The organism is Mammaliicoccus sp. B-M6 (assembly GCF_022386965.1).
Lineage (GTDB): Bacteria > Bacillota > Bacilli > Staphylococcales > Staphylococcaceae > Mammaliicoccus > Mammaliicoccus sciuri_A.
This window is the reverse complement of sequence record NZ_JAJNHJ010000001.1, coordinates 85075-105025: the sequence shown is the minus strand read 5'-3', so window position 1 is coordinate 105025 and position 19951 is coordinate 85075. Positions and strand designations below refer to the sequence as shown.

Sequence of the window (19951 nt, the reverse complement as noted above, 5' to 3'; positions counted from 1 at the left end):
GGATGAGCGATTAATGGATGAACATGGGCACGAAGATGATATCCAAAGTGAACTTTCATTAAGACCAGATACTTTAAATCAATATATTGGTCAAAACAATATAAAATCAAACTTAGATATATTTATTAAAGCTGCTAAGTTAAGAGAAGAACCTTTAGATCATTGTTTACTTTACGGTCCACCTGGTCTAGGTAAGACAACTTTAGCGCATATTATATCTAATGAGATGAATGTTAATTTACGAACTGCAAGCGGACCTTCTATTGAAAGACCCGGTGATTTAGCAGCCATACTTTCTGCGCTACAACCTGGAGATGTACTTTTCATAGATGAGATACACCGATTAAGCAGAGTTGTTGAAGAAGTGTTATACCCTGCTATGGAAGATTTCTTTTTAGATATCGTTGTTGGGAAAGGTGAAGAAGCTAGAAGTATTAGAATCGATTTGCCACCATTTACGCTAGTAGGTGCTACAACGCGTGTAGGGAGTCTTTCAGCACCTTTGAGAGATCGTTTCGGTGTGCATCTTAGATTAGAATATTATGATGATAATAGTTTACAAGAAATTATAAAGCGTACTGCTGAAGTATTTGAAGTAGACATTGATCAAAATAGCACGGTTGAATTATCTAAACGAAGTAGAGGGACACCTCGTATAGCAAATCGTTTGTTACGTAGAGTGCGTGATTTTGCTCAAGTAGAAGGTGACGAAGCTATTTCTATGGATATTACAAAGCATGCTTTAGACTTGTTGCAAGTAGATGAAGAAGGACTTGACCATATAGATTATAAAATTATGCACTGTATCCTGAATAATTATAAAGGTGGTCCAGTTGGATTAGATGCAATAGCAGCTACGATAGGTGAAGAACGTATAACACTTGAAGACGTTTATGAACCTTATCTTATCCAAAAAGGATTTATAGAAAGAACGCCAAGAGGTCGTCGTGCAACTGCATTAAGTTACGATCACTTCGACATTAAAAAGGATTAGGAAAGAGGCAAAGTTTGTGAATATTGAAGATTTCGATTTTGATTTACCTGAATCATTAATTGCACAAACACCACTGTTAGATAGAGAAAGCAGTAGGTTATTAAAATGTAATAAAGCAACAGGTGAATTGGAAGATTTAACGTTTAAAGAAGTTGTCAATCAACTTTCACCAGGTGACTGTTTAGTATTAAATGATACGAAAGTGATGCCAGCAAGATTGTTTGGTATCAAAGAAGAAACTGGTGCAAAAGTAGAAATGCTGATGTTAACGCAACAAGAAGATAACGAATGGGAAGTATTAATTAAACCAGCTAAACGTATTAGAGTTGGTCAATCTGTTTCATTTGGAGAAGGTAAAATCATTGCGACTTGTGTCAAAGAACTTGAACAAGGTGGACGCATTATGAAACTTTCATACGAAGGTATCTTACAAGAAAGATTAGATGAACTTGGTGAAATGCCTTTACCTCCATATATTAAAGAACGATTGGATGACCAAGATAGATATCAAACAGTTTATGCTAAAGCAGTTGGATCTGCAGCTGCGCCTACAGCAGGTTTACACTTCACTGAACATTTATTACAAGAAATTGCTGATAAAGGTGTACACATTGCTTTTATTACATTACACGTTGGTTTAGGTACATTTAGACCAGTCAGTGTAGATAATATAGATGATCATGAAATGCATTCAGAATATTACCAAATGACTGCTGAAACAGCTGATTTATTAAACCGTGTAAAAGCAAGTGGTCATAAAATAATATCTGTAGGTACAACGTCTACAAGAACACTAGAAACAATTCGTTCCAAAAATGACCAATTTGTTGAAGCAAGTGGTTGGACAGATATATTTATTTATCCGGGATATGAATTTAAAGCGATAGATGGATTGATTACTAATTTCCATTTACCAAAATCAACACTTATTATGTTGGTATCTGCATTATCAACTAGAGAACATATTTTAAATGCATATAAACATGCAGTTGAAGAAAAGTATAGATTCTTTAGTTTTGGCGATGCGATGATTTTAATATAGAAAAGGAGTAACAATATGCCTGCAGTAACATATGAGCACATTAAGACTTGTAAGCAATCAGGTGCAAGACTCGGGATTGTGCATACACCTCATGGTTCATTTGAGACGCCAATGTTCATGCCTGTTGGAACTAAAGCAACCGTTAAGACAATGAGCCCTGAAGAGCTTAAACAAATGGAAGCAAAAATTATACTTAGTAATACCTATCATTTGTGGTTACAACCTGGAAGTGATATCATTTCTAAAGTGGGTGGATTACATAAGTTTATGAATTGGGATGGACCTATACTTACCGATTCTGGTGGTTTTCAAGTATTCAGCTTAAGTGATATGAGAAAAATCGAAGAAGAAGGTGTACATTTTAGACATCATTTAAATGGTTCTAAATTGTTCTTAAGTCCTGAAAAAGCGATGCATATTCAAAATGATCTTGGTTCAGATATTATGATGGCGTTTGATGAATGTCCTCCAATGCCATCTGAATATGAATATGTAAAAAATTCAATTGAGAGAACATCAAGATGGGCGGAAAGATGTCTAGAAGCTCATCGTCGCCCTGAAGATCAAGCTTTATTTGGTATTATCCAAGGTGGAGAATATAAGGATCTTAGAGAGCAAAGTGCTAAAGACCTCGTTTCACTTGATTTTCCTGGCTATGCTATTGGTGGTTTGTCTGTTGGTGAACCTAAACCTGTCATGTACAGAATGGTTGAACATACAACACCATTAATGCCATTTAATAAACCAAGATATTTAATGGGAGTTGGTTCTCCAGACGCATTAATCGAATGTTCTATTAGGGGCATCGATATGTTTGATTGCGTATTACCTACACGTATAGCTAGAAATGGTACATGTATGACATCTCAAGGTAGAGTCGTTATAAAAAATGCTAAATATCAGCAAGATTTATCACCACTTGATCCAGAGTGTGATTGTTATACATGTAGAAACTATACTAAAGCATATTTGCGTCATCTGATTAAAGCAGATGAAACATTTGGAATTCGTCTTACTACATATCATAATTTGTATTTCTTATTAAAACTTATGGAGAACATTCGCCAAGCAATAAGAGAAGATCGATTACTTGATTTCAAAGATGAATTTTTCGAGCAGTATGGACTAAATGTAGATAACCCCAAAAACTTTTAAAGGAGATTGAATATGGAAGTATTAGTACAATTATTACCTATTATTTTAATTTTTGCGCTTGTTTGGTTCTTAATGATCAGACCACAACAAAAGCGTGCTAAAGAACATCGTGAATTATTAAACCGTTTAGAAGTTGGTCAAAAAGTAACTTCAATCGGCGGTATCAAAGGTACAGTTAGAGCAGTTGATGAGTCTATCGTTGTTGTTTCTGTAAACGATAAAGGACACGAAATTACATTTGAAAAACCAGCTATCAAACAAGTAGACCCTTCATAAAATAGTTTGCTTTTTTAGGAAATTGGTTTATTATTATGTATCATATTTGATGTTAAAAGACATGGTTATCCATGTCTTTTTTTCATTCATGAATGTTATGGCTATTCAACTATAGTTGATGTATGCTATAACATATATAGTGAATTAAATATATGTAAGAGGTGTTATCGTGAAAAAGCGGAGTAGAATTATAGCCTTTTTACTTCTTGCAGTGTTGGTTTTTAGTTTAATAGGATCAACAACAAAAGATATAACAAAGAATGTAAATTTAGGTCTAGACTTACAAGGTGGTTTTGAAGTATTATATCAAGTTAATCCTTTAGACAAAGGTGATAAGATTGATAATGATGCGGTTAAATCTACTGCAAAGACTTTAGAGTCACGTGTAAACGTATTGGGTGTTTCTGAGCCGAAAATTCAAGTTGAGGAAGGTAATCGTATTCGAGTTCAATTAGCTGGTATTAAAGACCAGAATGAAGCTCGAGAAGTGCTTTCTACACAAGCGAATTTAACAATCAGAGATGCAAAGGATAGAGTTTTACTATCTGGTAAAGATTTAGTTCAAGGTGGCGCTAAGCAAGGCTTTAAAGACAATACAAACGAAGTAGCCGTTACACTTAAGCTTAAAGATGCCAAAAAGTTCAAAGAAGTAACTGAAAAAGTTTCTAAAATGAATCCTAACTTAATGGTCATTTGGATGGACTATGAAAAAGGGGACAGTTACGAGAAAGAAGCTAAGAAAGAACAAGAAGGTAAAGAGCCGAAATATATTTCTGCAGCAACTGTAAGCCAACCAATCAACTCAGAAAATGTTGAAATCTCTGGTGGATTCAATGGTGAACAAGGTGTTAAAGAAGCAAAACAAATAGCAGATTTATTAAATTCAGGTTCACTACCTGTTAAATTAGATGAAGTGTATTCTACATCAGTAGGTGCGCAATTCGGTAAAGATGCATTAGATGAAACAGTACTTGCTTCTACAATAGGTGTAGGTATTATATTCTTATTCATGTTGATTTATTACCGATTACCTGGTGTTGTAGCTGTTATTACATTAAGTGCTTATGTTTACTTAACATTATTAGCATTTAACTTTATTTCAGGGGTATTAACATTGCCTGGACTTGCAGCCTTAGTTTTAGGTGTAGGTATGGCCGTTGATGCTAACATCATCATGTACGAACGGATAAAAGATGAATTGCGGATCGGAAGGACTTTACAACAAGCTTTCAAAAAAGGTTCAGGTTCTTCATTTATTACGATATTAGATGCTAACTTAACAACAATTTTAGCAGCGCTCGTATTATTTGTATTTGGTGAAAGTTCAGTAAAAGGTTTCGCAACAATGTTATTACTTGCGATTCTAATGAGTTTCGTAACGTCAGTATTCTTCACAAGAATATTATTAGGTTTATTAGTAAACTCAAATTACTTCAAGAAAAAATACAATTGGTTTGGTGTTTCTAAGAAAGATAGACATGATATTAGTGAAAGATTAGATGTTCATGATTTAAGAACAGTCTATGACAAAATTAATTTCGTAAAACTTGCTAAACCATTATTAACATTTAGTATTATTACAATTATCGTTGGTGCCATTATCGTATCGATATTCAGATTGAATTTAGGTATTGATTTCACAAGTGGTACACGTGTTGACTTACAATCTGATCAAGCTATCAAGACTGAACAAGTTTCTAAACAGTTTAAAGATATGGGATTAGATCCGTCACAAGTTACAACAAGTGGAACTGGAAACAAAATGGCAACTGTACAATTTAAAGATGCATTAAACAAATCTGAAATACAAAAAGTTAAATCTGACTTTGGTAAATCATTGGGTCATGATCCAAACGTAAGTACGGTTTCACCAGTTGTTGGTCAAGAGTTAGCTGGAAACGCATTAAAAGCAATGCTTTATGCAGCATTAGGAATTGTTTTATACGTATCCTTTAGATTTGAGTGGAGAATGGGTACTACCGCTGTACTTGCGTTATTACATGACGTATTTATGATTGTAGCAGTATTCAGTTTATTCAGACTCGAAGTGGATATTACATTCATTGCAGCAGTTCTAACGATAATTGGTTATTCAATTAATGACACAATCGTTACATTTGACCGCGTAAGGGAAAATTTACGTAAAGTGAAAGTGATAACGAAACCAGAAACAATTGATATGATCATTAACTCATCTATTAGACAAACGATGACAAGATCAATCAATACCGTATTAACAGTTGTTATAGTAGTTGTCGCATTATTAATACTTGGTTCATCAAGTATCTTCAACTTCTCATTAGCACTATTAATCGGTTTAGTATCCGGTGTGTTCTCATCAGTATTCGTCGCAGTACCTTTATGGGGTATCTTGAAAAAACGACAACTTAAAAAATCAGAAAATGGTAAATTAGTTGTATATACTGAGAAGAAATCTAACGATGAAAAAATATTAGTTTAATAAATCGCGTACCTGTCCTTATTAAAAGGGCAGGTACTTTTTTTGTTTTATTGTAAATGATAAAGATTTAGCTTAGCGGCATAGTAACAAAAGTCGGGGGAATTGTAACTAAGGAGGGCCATAGTAACAAAAGTCGTTGGAATTGTAAGTAAGGGGGCCTATAGTAACAAAAGTCCATAGAATTGTAACTATGGAACCCTATAATTACAAAATCCTGTCAAATTGTAACTAACAGCTGCCTTTTTATTCATACATACTCTTTAATTATGTTTTATTTGTTTAGTAGAGAAAGTATGATATTTCATGTATAATGTTTTGAGTAGAAATGAGGAGATTTGATATGACTAAAGCTTGTTATCAATGGAAAAAATCAGAGCTCAATCAAAATATTGATCCGCAAATCATAAAAAAATATAAAATTTCGCCACTTTTAGAAAAAACTTTAATTTCAAAAGCCTATACGTCTGAAGAACAAATTGAAAGTTTATTATCTAATGAAGTGTTATTCCACGATCCTATGTCATTAAGCGATATGGAAAAGGCAACTTCGAGAATACATAAAGCTATTGAAAATGATGAAAGAATATTAGTATATGGTGATTATGATGCAGATGGTGTTACATCTACAACGATTCTCGTCAAGACTTTAGAATCAATGGGCGCTATAGTAGGTTGGTATATTCCGAATAGATTTACTGAAGGATATGGACCGAGTGAGGCGGCGTTTAGAAATGCACATGATGAAGGTGTTTCTCTTATCATTACAGTGGATAATGGTATTCAAGGTCATCACGAAATTGATATTGCCAATGAACTTGGTATTGATGTGATTGTGACAGACCATCATGAATTTGGCGAAACAAAGCCTAATGCATATGCGATTGTTCACCCTATGCATCCTGATTTTAATTATCCGTTTAAATATTTAGCTGGTGTAGGTGTTTCATATAAACTTTCTAAAGCACTTAAAGCAGATATACCAGATGCGTTCTTAGGTTTAGTTGCTATCGGTACGATTGCCGACTTAGTGAGCTTAACGGATGAAAATAGATATATGGTTAAACAAGGGTTGCGTATATTAAATGAACAACCTTTACCAGGGATAAAAAGTTTATTATCCGTAGCTGATTTTACGGATGAAGTGAGTGAACAAACAGTTGGATTTATTATTGGACCTCGACTGAACGCAGTTGGTAGATTGGATGATGCTCGATTAGCTGGAGAATTGCTTATGAGCGATGATGACGATGAAGCGATGTTCTTAGCTGAGGAAGTCGACCAATTTAATACAGAACGTAAAGCAATTGTTGAAAATATTACGAATGAAGCTATGGAGCTAGCTGAAATTGAAATGCAACAAAATGCCCAATTTCTAATACTTGCAAAAGAAGATTGGAATGAAGGTGTATTAGGTATTGTGGCTTCAAGAATAGTCGAGAAGTATCATTTACCGACAATTGTATTAAATGTTGATATTGAGCAAAACCACGCTAAAGGTTCAGCAAGAAGCATTGAACAAGTTTCAATGTTTGAATTTCTAACAAACCATAGTGACTTGATTCGTAAATTTGGTGGTCACCATATGGCGGCTGGTATGACATTAGATATTGACGCGATTGAACCATTGAAGAAAGCTTTGAATGAAGATATGCACAACATAACAGAAGGTAAAAAATTATTACCACAGTTAATCGTTGATGCAGAAATAGAAACTTCAGATATTACGGTTGATAACATATTTGATTTAGAAAGATTAAGACCTTTTGGTACAGATTTATTAGCACCACTATTTTCAATTAGTAATGTTCCGGTTAAATCTGTTAAAGGTATCGGTCAAGGTAATAAACACCTTAAATTAACATTAACAGACAAAAATATTGCAGCTTTACATTGGAATGCTGGACATCTCATTCATGATATTTCTAATGACACGACAATCAATGTTGCAGGTAGTTTAAATGTTAATGAATGGAATGGACATCAATCACCACAAATTATTCTTAAAGATTTAGCGTTGAGTAATGACCATGCTATTTTTGATTATAGAAGTAAAAATAAACATGACTTGTTAAAAATTGATCAAGAAAATGCATTGTTTGTCATTAACCCATCATCAGAGAAAATAAATGAGCAATATATACATTATGGTGATGCGTATCCAAATGAAGTCGAAACGTGTGTGTTGAGAGATTTACCACAAGATTTAGAATCATTCAAACAAACTTTATCTAATATTACAGCCGAAAAATATTATTTAGTATTTAAAGGGCAAACAAATTCATACTTTGAGGGTATTCCTAGTGATGAAAAATTCAAGCAAGCTTATAAAGCTTTATATATGAATCAATCAACAAATATTCAAAATGATGGTATGAAATTATGTGAAGCATTAAAAATTAAACCTGATCAATTGAAATTCATTTTAAATTGCTTTTATGAGTTAAACTTTATTACAATGAATCGTGGTATAATTGAAATAAATAAAGATGCGGGAAAAAATGACATTCAAAACGCACCGTTATATCAAGCAAGAAAACAACAAATAGAAATAGAAAAGACATTGTTGTACAATGATAGCCAATCATTAATTAAGTGGATGCATTCATTGTTAAGTGATGTTGAGGAGGAAGTATAATGGATTTAAAACAATACGTTTCGGAAGTACAAGATTGGCCAAAACAAGGTGTTAACTTTAAAGATATTACGACAATTATGGATAATGGTGAAGCATACAAGTATGCCACTGACCAAATCGTACAATATGCTCAAGACAAACAAGTTGATGTTGTAGTAGGACCAGAAGCAAGAGGGTTTATTATTGGTTGTCCTGTGTCATATGCAATGGGTATTGGCTTTGCACCAGTACGTAAAGAAGGGAAATTACCACGTGAAGTAATTCGTTATGAATATGACCTTGAATATGGATCAAATGTGTTAACGATGCACAAAGATGCAATCAAACCAGGTCAACGTGTATTGATTACAGATGATTTATTAGCAACAGGTGGTACAATTGAAGCGGCAATTCACTTAGTAGAATCATTAGGTGGAATCGTAGTGGGTATCGCATTTTTAATTGAACTTAAATATTTAAACGGCATTGAAAAATTAAAAGGTTACGATGTTGTTTCGTTAATTTCATACGATGAATAAAATAGTCACTTTGTGGCTATTTTATTTTTAATTATTATAATTAACGGTGGCATATTACTATTGAAAATTGCTATAATAGTAATATTCAAGAGAATTTTATTTGATGAGGTGGTGTCCCTATGAATAAAGAATATCCATACAGTGCTGATGATGTTTTATATAAAGCTAAAAGTTACTTATCTGAAGACGCATATCGTTTAGTAGAAAAGAGTTATGATTTGGCTTTTAAAGCACATCAAGGACAAATTAGAAAAAATAATTTGCCATATATCATGCATCCTATTCAGGTAGCGGGTATTTTAACCGAAATGAAATTGGATGGTCCAACTATAGTTGCTGGATTCCTTCATGATGTAATTGAGGATACACCTTATACGTATGATGATTTGGTAGAAATGTTTAATGAAGAAGTAGCCATAATTGTAGATGGTGTTACAAAATTAAAAAAAGTTAAATATAAATCTAAAGAAACGCAACAAGCTGAAAATCATAGAAAATTATTTATAGCAATTGCCAAAGATGTCCGAGTTATATTAGTTAAATTAGCAGATAGATTACATAATGTTCGAACTTTAAAAGCGATGCCTAAAGAAAAACAAAAACGTATTGCTAAAGAAACGTTAGAAATCTATGCACCACTTGCGCATAGATTAGGTATCAATACAATTAAGTGGGAACTTGAAGACATCTCATTAAGATATATTGATAGTGTTCAATATTTTAGAATTGTTAATTTGATGAAAAAGAAAAGAAGCGAACGAGAAACGTATATCGCAAATGCTATTAAAGATATAGAGTCTGAAATGGAAGTTATGAATATTTCTGGCGATATAAGCGGTAGACCTAAACATATCTATAGTATTTATAGAAAAATGGTCAAACAGAAAAAGCAATTCGAACAAATTTTCGACTTACTTGCAATAAGAGTAATCGTCCCGTCAATCAAAGATTGTTATGCTGTGCTAGGTCTTGTCCATACATTATGGAAACCAATGCCTGGTCGATTTAAAGACTATATTGCTATGCCTAAACAGAATATGTATCAATCGTTGCATACTACAGTCGTTGGTCCAAATGGAGATCCGTTAGAGATACAGATCAGAACATTTGAAATGCATGAAATTGCAGAACATGGGGTTGCTGCACACTGGGCATATAAAGAAGGCAAAAATTTAAGCAATAAATCAGAAGAATATTTACAAAAAATGAGTTGGCTACAAGAAATAGCTGAAACTGACAATACTTCACCTGATGCAGAAGAATTTATGGAATCATTAAAATATGACCTTCAAAGTGATAAAGTGTATGTCTTTACACCTGAAAGTGATGTAGTTGAATTACCATATGGCGCAGTTCCAATTGATTTTGCTTACGCTGTTCACAGTGAAGTAGGTAATAAAATGATAGGTGCGAAAGTTAATGGCAAAATCGTTCCTATTGATTATAAGTTATCTACTGGTGATATTGTCGAGATTAGAACGAGTAAACATTCATATGGGCCAAGTCGAGACTGGTTAAAAATCGTTCGATCTTCAAGTGCGAAAAGTAAAATCCGCAGTTTCTTCAAGAAACAAGACCGCTCTGCCAATATTGAAAAAGGTAAATTCATGATTGAAGCGGAAATTAAAGAGCATGGCTACAATGTAGATGAAGTATTAAATGCTGAAAACATTAAACTTGTTAACGAAAAATATAATTTTTCAAATGAAGATGATTTATATGCTGCAGTTGGTTTTGGTGGTATAACTGCCTTACAAGCTGTTAACAGACTTACAGAAAAGCTTAGACTTGAACGTAAGAAACAATCGCTTAACCAAGTGCAAGAAGTCAATAAATCCATTCCTATTAAACAAGATATTAGAACAGATACTGGTGTCTATGTCGAAGGTTTAGATAACATGCTTATTAAACTTTCTAAATGTTGTAATCCAATACCTGGTGATGAAATCATTGGCTATATTACAAAAGGTCATGGCGTTAAAGTTCATCGTAAAGATTGCCCGAACATCGTTAACGAAAACGAACGATTAATCGATGTTGAATGGGTTAAAAATACAAATGAACAAAAAAATTATCAAGTAGACTTAGAAATTACGGGTTACGACAGAAATGGATTATTAAACGAAGTACTTCAAGTTGTGAATGCAATAAAAGTACAATTAGTAAAAGTTTCAGGTAAAGCTGATATAGATAAAAATGCTGTTATTAACATTAGCGTAATGGTTAAAAATGTGAATGACGTATATAGAATTGTTGATCGAATTAAACAATTAGGCGATATTTATACAGTAAGTCGTGTATGGAATTAAGAGGTGAAATTTTTTGAAAGTTGTTCTACAAAAAGTAAGCCAAGCTAAAGTGACATCTGAAAATACTCAAAATGAAATTAAACAAGGATTCTTATTATTAGTCGGTGTTGGACAAGAATCTACTTATGCAGATGCAGATGTTATCGCTAAGAAAATAGCAAAGACAAGAATTTTTGAAGATCAAGAAGGTAAAATGAATTTAGATATACACCAAGTCGGTGGTGAAATCTTGTCGATATCACAATTTACAATATATGCTTCAGTAAAAAAGGGGAATAGACCTGGATTTACGAATGCTAAAAGCCCAGATGAAGCATTGAAGATATATGAATATTTTAATGAACAGTTAGCTTCTTATAATATTAACGTGAAAACAGGAGAGTTTGGCGCACATATGGATGTGTCATTAATTAATGATGGACCAATTACGATTATATTCGAAAGTAAGGATGGTAACATTCAATGAACCGAATTAATTTATGGTTTAAAAAGAGGAGAATAAAGCCTGTTCCTGTCATCAGTGTTGCCATTTTACTGATTGTTTTGTTAATCATTATTATTTATTTATTGATTCCTAAAGAGGACGAACCTAAAACATTATCTATGAAAGAAGATGGTGAGTTAAGAACTGGACCTGCCGCTTATTATCCAATTATCTTTGATGTAAAAAAGGGAGATAATTTTGATATAACAGATAGAGAAGGAAAATGGTTCGAAGTTAAAAATGATCAAAATGAAAAAGGCTGGATTGCTGGTTGGCATACAAATCTTGATATTAAAGAAGATGTTAATCCAGTATTAAAACCATTAAAAGGAAAAGTGATTATTTTAGATCCTGGTCATGGTGGAAGTGACCAAGGAGCATCGAGTTCAAAACATAAAGATGTAACTGAAAAAGTCATTACATTAAAAACTGCAAAAGAACTTAAAGAAATGCTTGAAGCTGAAGGCGCTAAAGTAAAAATGACGAGAACAAAAGATGAATATGTTAAATTAAAAGATAGACAAGGTGATGGAGATGTCTTTATTAGTATCCATAATGATGCATTAGATTCATCAGCACCACATGGTTTAACAGTTTATTACCATCATGATTCTCAAAAAGAATTTGCAGATACGTTACAAACTTCAATCAATCAAAAATCTATACTATCTGATAGAGGTGTACGAAACGAAAACTTCCAAGTGATTCGTCAAACTAAAATGCCTGCCGTATTGCTAGAGTTAGGTTATATTAGTAATCCTACAGATGAAGATTTAATTGTTGATAGAAAATATAGACACATTGTAGAAACAGGTATTGTTGACGGTTTGAAAGTTTACTTTTCAAATTAGATATTGACTACTACAGATTATGGGTTTAATATTAATATAAATTATGAAATAGATTATATACCGTTTATTCTTGAATAGTATACCGTTATAGTAGGAAACAGAGAGTATAACATTTGCTGAAAGTTATATGAATACTGCGTATACTTTTGAACACAAGAAGAGGGAATCTTACGAAAATAAGATCGGTTAACATCCGTTATAATGTTGTTAAGTGAGTATTTAATGAATCATTAAATACTAATTAGGGTGGCAACACGGATAATTCGTCCCTTGTATGTATATGCATACAAGGGACTTTTTATATTTTAAAGGAGGAAATATTATGATTAATATACCACGCGGTACACAAGATTTATTACCAAAAGATACTTATAAATGGCAACACATTGAGAACAAATTACATGAGTTAATGAAAATATATAATTATAAAGAAATTAGAACACCAATATTTGAAAGTACTGAACTTTTTAGTAGAGGTGTTGGTGATTCAACAGATGTTGTACAAAAAGAAATGTACACATTTAAAGATAAGGGTGATAGAAGCATTACATTAAGACCTGAAGGCACAGCAGGTGTTGTTAGAAGTTACATCGAAAACAAAATGCAAGGTGAACCGAATCAACCTGTTAAGTTTTATTACAATGGTCCAATGTTCCGATATGAAAGAAAACAAAAAGGGCGTTATCGTCAATTTGTTCAATTCGGTGTAGAAGCGATAGGATCAGAAAATCCTGCAATTGATGTTGAAATCATTTCAATGCTCGTACACATTTACAAATCTTTCGGATTAAAAGACTTAAAACTAGTCATCAATAGTATTGGTGATGCAGAATCAAGAGCTGATTACACGAAGGCATTACAAGCGCACTTTGAACCAGTAATTGATACTTTCTGTAGCGATTGTCAAAGTCGATTACACACAAATCCAATGCGTATATTGGATTGTAAAGTAGACCGTGATAAAGAAGCAGTTAAAAATGCACCTAAAATTACGGAATATTTAAATGATTATTCTAAACAATATTTCGAAGAGGTAAAATGTTTATTAGACGAACTAGGTATCGAATATGAAATAGATACGAATTTAGTGCGTGGTTTAGATTATTATACACACACAGCATTCGAAGTAATGAGTAACGCTGAAGGATTTGGTGCTATTACAACTTTATGTGGTGGCGGTAGATATAACGGCTTACTAGAATTACTTGATGGTCCTAAAGAAACAGGTATAGGTTTTGCATTAAGTATTGAACGTTTGTTACTAGCGCTTGAAGCTGAAGGTATTGAAATCGAAGAAGAAGATACTATCGACTTATTTATTGCGACAATGGGTGAAGAAGCGGATAGATTGTCAGTTCAATTAATCAATCAATTAAGAATGGCTGGTATTAGTTGTGATAAAGACTATTTACAACGTAAATTAAAAGGTCAAATGAAACAAGCCGATAGATTAAATGCGAGATACACGATTGTATTAGGTGAAAATGAATTAGAAAAACAAGAAGTGGAAGTTAAGAATATGGAAACTGGTGACAAGACACTTGTTTCATTATCAGAATTAGAGAATTATTTAAAGGTGGAATCATAATGGAAAAAAGAACAACATATGCTGGTAAAATAACTGAAGAATATATTGGTCAAACCGTTACTTTAAATGGTTGGGTACAAAAAAGACGTGACTTAGGTGGTTTAATATTTGTTGATTTACGTGACCGCGAAGGCGTTGTACAAATTGTCTTTAACCCAGACTTCTCTCAAGAAGCTTTAAGTGTTGCTGAGAAAATCCGTTCTGAATATGTCATTCAAGTTAAAGGTTTAGTAACAAAAAGAGATGAAAAATCAATTAATGACAAAATCAAGACTGGTAAAGTAGAAGTACAAGTTTCTGAAATTACAATCTTAAATGAATCTGAAACACCACCATTTTCTATTACAGATATGAATGATATTGATGAAAATGTAAGATTAAAATATCGTTATATTGACTTAAGAAGAGAAAGTTTAGCTCAAACATTCAAAATGAGACATCAAATTACACGTGCAGTAAGAAATTACTTAGATGAAGGTGAGTTTTACGAAGTAGAAACACCTGTACTAACTAAATCTACGCCAGAAGGTGCGAGAGACTATTTAGTACCATCTCGTGTACATGATGGAGAGTTCTATGCTTTACCTCAATCTCCACAAATATTTAAACAATTATTAATGATTGGTGGATTTGATAAATACTATCAAATCGTTAAATGTTTTAGAGACGAAGATTTAAGAGCGGATAGACAACCTGAATTTACGCAAATCGATATCGAGATGAGCTTTGTAGATCAAGAAGACGTTATCAAAATGAACGAAGGTCTTATGAAACGTATCATGAAAGATGTAAAAGGTATTGATATTACAACACCATTCCCACGTATGACATACGCTGAAGCAATGGAAAGATACGGAATTGACAAGCCAGATACAAGATTTGGTATGGAACTGATTAACTTATCAGAACTTGCTTCAAAAATGGACTTTAAAGTGTTTAAATCTGCAGTTGAAAATGGTGGAGAAGTTAAAGCAATCGTTGTTGAAGATGGTGCAGCCGACTACTCTAGAAAAGATATCGACCAATTACAATCATTTGCAAGTATTTATGGTGCTAAAGGTTTAGCTTGGGTTAAAGTAACAGAAGAAGGCTTAAACGGTCCAATTAGCAAATTCTTTGATGAAGACATTACAGCTGAATTATTAAACCAAACTGAAGCTAAAGCAGGAGACTTAGTATTATTTGTAGCAGACAAAAAAGATGTCGTAGCAGCAAGTTTAGCGCAGTTAAGAAATAAACTTGGTAAAGATCGTGGTTTAATTGATCCAAACAAATATAATTTCTTATGGGTAACAGATTGGCCATTATTTGAATACGATGAAGAATCAGAACGTTATGTTGCAGCGCACCATCCATTTACTGCACCTAAAAAAGAGCATGAAGAAATGCTTGAAACTGATCCAACAAATGTTGAAGCGAATGCATACGATATCGTTTTAAATGGTTTTGAATTAGGTGGAGGATCTATTAGAATTCATAAATCAGAACTACAAGAAAAAATGTTTAAAGCGCTTGGCTTCACTGAAGAGCAAGCACAAGAACAATTTGGATTCTTAATTGAAGCGTTCAAATATGGTGCACCACCACATGGCGGAATTGCTTTAGGTTTAGATAGATTAGTTATGTTATTGTCAGGAAGAACAAACTTAAGAGATACAATCGCATTCCCTAAAACAGCAAGTGCTTCTTGTCTATTAACGGATGCACCAAGTGAAGTGTCTAAAAGTCAGTTACATGAATTACATTTGCAACTTGATTTAGATGAAAAATAATTAAAAGTATAAATACTTGTTATTTAGAAGAATTATGATAAAATAAATTTATAAGGTAGTCATCTGAAGTGTTCGTAATAAGCTTTTTATATTTTGACCTAACACTTTTGATCAAGGGAGCCTAATTGGTTTTCTTAATAGCGCATACGCCTCGTAAGGAGGACATGCAAAATAAGAAACAGGGCACCCACCTGTATATAGCAGGCCAAAATGATCTAGCATTTAATATTACGGCACAATTGGATTCTATCGGTACGCAAGACTTTATGTCTTGCGTATTTTTGTGTAAAGGAGTAAATAATGATGAAGCATCAATTTTCAAGAAATGAATTAGCGATTGGTAAAGAAGGCTTAGATTTATTAAAAAGTAAAACTGTAGTTGTCCTTGGCGTAGGCGGTGTAGGTTCATTTGCTGCTGAAGCACTCGCGAGAACTAATATTGGTCATATCATATTAATAGATAAAGATGATGTAGATATCACAAATGTAAATAGACAATTACATGCATTAACAACAACAATTGGTCAATCTAAAGTAGATTTAATGGAAGAGCGTATTAAATTAATTAATCCAGATTGTAAAGTCACTTCATTGCATATGTTCTATACTGAAGAAACTTACGAAGCTTTATTTAATGAATACGACATTGATTACTTTGTAGATGCTAGTGATACAATTATGTATAAAGTTCACCTTATGAAAGAGTGTTTGGAAAGAGGTATTAACGTTATTTCAAGTATGGGTGCTGCAAACAAAACAGACCCTACTAAATTTGAAATAGCTGATATTTCTAAAACACATACAGATCCTATGGCGAAAATTATACGTCTAAAATTAAGAAAAATGGGCATTCATAAAGGTATTAATGTTGTATTTAGTGATGAAAGTCCTATTATGATAAGAGAAGATGTAAAAGAAGTTGTAGGCGATAAAAACGCGAAAGTTAGAAAGGCGCAAATGCCACCATCATCAAATGCTTTTGTACCAAGTGTTGTTGGTTTAATTTGTGCGAGCTATGTTGTGAATGATATTTTGAAAGATATCCCAGTAAAAAGAATCAAAGATAAATAAAAAGCAGCTTTGATAATAAAAATGAGACTGGATACGTCCAGCCTCATTTTTTTAAGTTGCGATATATTTCTGCTAATTTTTGTTCAGATTTAGATGTGAGTTTAGGTTGATAATATTGTTTGCCTTTTAAAGTATCAGGTAAATATTGTTGTTGTACATATCCATTTTCATAGTTATGAGGGTATTTATAACCAATTGCATTGCCTAATTCTTTTGCACCTTGATAGTGTCCATCTTTCAAATGTTTCGGAACTAACCCAGCTTTACCTTTTCTGATGTCTGATAGAGCTTCATCAATAGATACAATAGCTGAATTAGATTTAGGTGATAAGCATAGCTCGATGACCGCTTGACTTAATGGTATACGTGCTTCTGGAAAGCCGAGGCGTTCACTCGCTTCAATAGCTGATAATGTTCTAGCTGCAGCACCCGGAGAAGCTAAACCGATATCTTCATAGCTAATCACAAGAAGGCGTCTAGCAATAGTTGGTAAATCTCCCGCTTCAATTAATCTAGCTAAATAATGAAGCGCTGCGTCGACATCACTACCTCTAATGGATTTTTGGAATGCACTCATAACATCATAATGTTGATCGCCATCTTTATCGTGTTGGAAAGCATTCTTTTGAATACAAACTTTCGCATCTTCAATAGTGACATGACGTTTATCATCTTGAACATCAGCACTGAGTACAGCGAGTTCTAGCCCATTTAATGCACTTCTCACATCACCGTAACTTGCTTTTGCGAAATATTCTAAAGCGCCTTTGTCTACAATAGGAGTGTATGATGCTAAGCCATTTTCTTCATCTTCAATCGCTCTTTTTAAAGCAATTATGATATCATCTTCATTAAGAGGGTAAAGTTCAAAGATTTGCGTTCTACTTCGTATAGCTGGATTGATAGCATGGTATGGGTTTGACGTCGTTGCACCAATAAGTACAATTTTGCCTGATTCTAAATGAGGTAATAAGAAATCTTGTTTTGCTTTATCTAAGCGATGAATTTCGTCTAGTAAAAGTATAACTTGTCCAGACATTTTAGCTTCTTCAACGACAAGTTGCATATCTTTTTTAGTGTTAGTGACGGCATTAAGTTGTCTAAATTTATATTGAGTACTTCCGGCAATAGCTTGGGCGATACTCGTTTTTCCAATTCCCGGAGGTCCATAAAAAATCATAGAAGTTAACTTTTTAGTGTTAACCATTCTTCTAATAATGGCTTTTGGACCTACTAAATGTTCTTGGCTTATCACATCGTCGATTGTTTGAGGACGCATTCTATAAGCTAATGGTTCGTTTTTCATTTGGAATCAACCTTTCTAATTACTCAAAGTGTACAAAAAATGATAAAATGAATTAATAATATTTTTTTAGAAAATAAGAGGTGTAGTACATGAAAATTTCTACTAAAGGACGATATGGCTTAACACTTATGATATCGTTGACTAAGCGTTATGGTCAAGGATGTACATCTTTAAAGTCAATCGCTGAAGAAAACAATTTAAGTGATTTATATTTAGAACAATTAGTCGGACCGCTACGTAATGCTGGTCTTATTAAAAGTGTAAGAGGTGCCAAAGGGGGCTATCAATTACAAAAAGCACCATCAGAAATTACAGCTGGTGATGTGATTAGATTGTTAGAAGGGCCAATTACACCTGTTGAAGGTATAGAAGACGAGCCACCTGCACAACAACAATTGTGGATTCGTATTAGAGACGCTGTAAAAGAAGTTCTAGATAATACAACACTAGAATACTTAGCAAATTATACAAATGAAGATGAACTAGAAGGCTATATGTTCTATATCTAGTTTACAAATTAAATAGGATAGCAATCTTCAAGACGAATATTGAAGATTGCTATCTTATTTTTTATTTCTTAACTGTATGGATTTTATGCCTAACTGCAAAAAATATTTCGTTATTTTAACAGTTAAGCATGAATATGTGTTAAGTAGTGTAATATTCTCCTTTAAGATTACTTTCATATTAAGATAGTTGTACACTACAACAAAGGGGAGAGTATATGAAAAATTTAAAACGATACATATTAAGTGTAGTAGCAGTTTTATTATTAAGTTTCATTACATTACCGTTTGAAGTTAACGCAAAGACAGATGGTCCATCATCTAGAGTTATATTACCGAAAAATGATCGTACACAAATTACGAATACAACGTCTGCACATTATCAATCGATTGCATTCGCTGATATCGGAGGTACATCAATTGCATCAGGTGTAGTTGTCGGTAAAAATACCGTTCTTACAAATAAACACGTTGTAGATGCAACTAATGGTGATGCTTCTGTACTAAAATTCTCACCAGCAGCAAATGGCGATGGAAATTTCCCAGCAGGAACATTTACAGCAACTGATTATAAAGTAGCGCCAGGCGGTGAAGATTTGGCAGTTGTTACAGTCGGTAAAAATAGTGAAGGTCAATCTATTGGTGACGCTGTTCAAGCAGCGACAATCGCAGATACATCTTCAGTTAAAAAAGGTGATAACATCACAGTAACAGGTTATCCAGGAGATAAACCTATCGCGACATTATGGGAAAGTAAAGGTAATGTGTTATCTGCTTCAGGTAGTGATGTATCTTACGACTTAAGTACTTATGGTGGTAATTCAGGTTCACCAATCTTTAATGCAAATAACCAAGTTATTGGTTTACATTATGGTGGCGTACCAGATAGCCATAATAGTGGCGTGCTCTTTAACAGCAACGTTCAACAATTTATACAAAGTAATTTAAAATAAAAAAATGATCATAAAGTGATGAATCATCAC

The 19951-nt window shown here is 33.3% G+C and carries 16 protein-coding genes and 1 other RNA gene; 16 read left to right on the top strand and 1 reads right to left on the bottom strand.

Going from position 1 to position 19951, the window contains the following annotated elements; all coding sequences use genetic code 11:
* Positions 1-13: 13 nt before the first annotated feature.
* From ruvB to LQ693_RS00480, 14 genes are all read left to right on the top strand, one after another.
* On the top strand, positions 14-994 hold the full coding sequence (ruvB, locus tag LQ693_RS00545; RefSeq protein WP_373364821.1) for a Holliday junction branch migration DNA helicase RuvB: 981 nt from the start codon (positions 14-16) through the stop codon (positions 992-994).
* Positions 995-1010: 16 nt separating this feature from the next.
* Positions 1011-2036 (top strand): tRNA preQ1(34) S-adenosylmethionine ribosyltransferase-isomerase QueA, encoded by a 1026-nt coding sequence (gene queA / locus LQ693_RS00540; RefSeq protein ID WP_025904261.1) that lies wholly within the window; start codon positions 1011-1013, stop codon positions 2034-2036.
* Positions 2037-2051: 15 nt separating this feature from the next.
* Positions 2052-3191 (top strand): tRNA guanosine(34) transglycosylase Tgt, encoded by a 1140-nt coding sequence (gene tgt, locus LQ693_RS00535; protein ID WP_025904260.1) that lies wholly within the window; start codon positions 2052-2054, stop codon positions 3189-3191.
* 12 nt (positions 3192-3203) lie between these two features.
* Positions 3204-3467 carry a preprotein translocase subunit YajC gene (yajC, locus tag LQ693_RS00530; protein ID WP_025904259.1) on the top strand — a complete coding sequence of 88 codons (264 nt, stop codon included), beginning with the start codon at positions 3204-3206 and terminating at the stop codon, positions 3465-3467.
* A gap of 169 nt (positions 3468-3636) precedes the next feature.
* Positions 3637-5928, top strand: a complete 2292-nt coding sequence (gene secDF, locus LQ693_RS00525) for a protein translocase subunit SecDF (RefSeq protein ID WP_025904258.1) — start codon at positions 3637-3639, stop codon at positions 5926-5928.
* A 340-nt stretch (positions 5929-6268) separates the two neighbouring features.
* A complete protein-coding gene (gene recJ, locus LQ693_RS00520) occupies positions 6269-8563 on the top strand; it encodes a single-stranded-DNA-specific exonuclease RecJ (protein ID WP_025904257.1) in 2295 nt (764 codons plus the stop codon).
* A complete protein-coding gene (locus LQ693_RS00515; protein ID WP_025904256.1) occupies positions 8563-9081 on the top strand; it encodes an adenine phosphoribosyltransferase in 519 nt (172 codons plus the stop codon). Before recJ ends, LQ693_RS00515 begins: the two co-directional genes overlap by 1 nt.
* A 119-nt stretch (positions 9082-9200) precedes the next feature.
* A complete protein-coding gene (locus LQ693_RS00510; RefSeq protein WP_025904255.1) occupies positions 9201-11390 on the top strand; it encodes a RelA/SpoT family protein in 2190 nt (729 codons plus the stop codon).
* A gap of 13 nt (positions 11391-11403) precedes the next feature.
* On the top strand, positions 11404-11856 hold the full coding sequence (dtd, locus tag LQ693_RS00505) for a D-aminoacyl-tRNA deacylase (protein WP_025904254.1): 453 nt from the start codon (positions 11404-11406) through the stop codon (positions 11854-11856).
* Positions 11853-12725: an N-acetylmuramoyl-L-alanine amidase family protein gene (locus LQ693_RS00500; RefSeq protein WP_025904253.1), complete on the top strand. Its 873-nt coding sequence runs from the start codon at positions 11853-11855 to the stop codon at positions 12723-12725. The genes dtd and LQ693_RS00500 overlap by 4 nt, the downstream gene beginning before the upstream one ends.
* Before the next feature lie 322 nt (positions 12726-13047).
* Positions 13048-14313, top strand: a complete 1266-nt coding sequence (hisS, locus tag LQ693_RS00495; protein WP_119593980.1) for a histidine--tRNA ligase — start codon at positions 13048-13050, stop codon at positions 14311-14313.
* The gene (aspS, locus tag LQ693_RS00490) at positions 14313-16085 is read left to right on the top strand and encodes an aspartate--tRNA ligase (protein ID WP_025904251.1); all 1773 of its coding nucleotides are present in this window, start codon (positions 14313-14315) and stop codon (positions 16083-16085) included. Before hisS ends, aspS begins: the two co-directional genes overlap by 1 nt.
* Positions 16086-16142: 57 nt before the next feature.
* Positions 16143-16335, top strand: a non-coding RNA gene (ssrS, locus tag LQ693_RS00485) — 6S RNA.
* A gap of 53 nt (positions 16336-16388) precedes the next feature.
* On the top strand, positions 16389-17156 hold the full coding sequence (locus LQ693_RS00480; RefSeq protein ID WP_025904250.1) for a tRNA threonylcarbamoyladenosine dehydratase: 768 nt from the start codon (positions 16389-16391) through the stop codon (positions 17154-17156).
* Between the two features lie 43 nt (positions 17157-17199).
* Here the strand turns inward: LQ693_RS00480 and LQ693_RS00475 are convergent, their stop codons facing one another.
* Positions 17200-18462, bottom strand: coding sequence for a replication-associated recombination protein A (locus tag LQ693_RS00475; protein ID WP_025904249.1), 1263 nt, complete (start codon positions 18460-18462; stop codon positions 17200-17202).
* Positions 18463-18551: 89 nt separating this feature from the next.
* On the opposite strand from LQ693_RS00475, the gene cymR reads away from it, so the two are divergent.
* Both cymR and LQ693_RS00465 read left to right on the top strand, forming a co-directional pair.
* Positions 18552-18971, top strand: a complete 420-nt coding sequence (gene cymR, locus LQ693_RS00470) for a cysteine metabolism transcriptional regulator CymR (protein WP_025904248.1) — start codon at positions 18552-18554, stop codon at positions 18969-18971.
* Between the two features lie 215 nt (positions 18972-19186).
* Positions 19187-19921, top strand: a complete 735-nt coding sequence (locus LQ693_RS00465; RefSeq protein WP_107565631.1) for a trypsin-like serine peptidase — start codon at positions 19187-19189, stop codon at positions 19919-19921.
* Positions 19922-19951 lie beyond the last annotated feature (30 nt).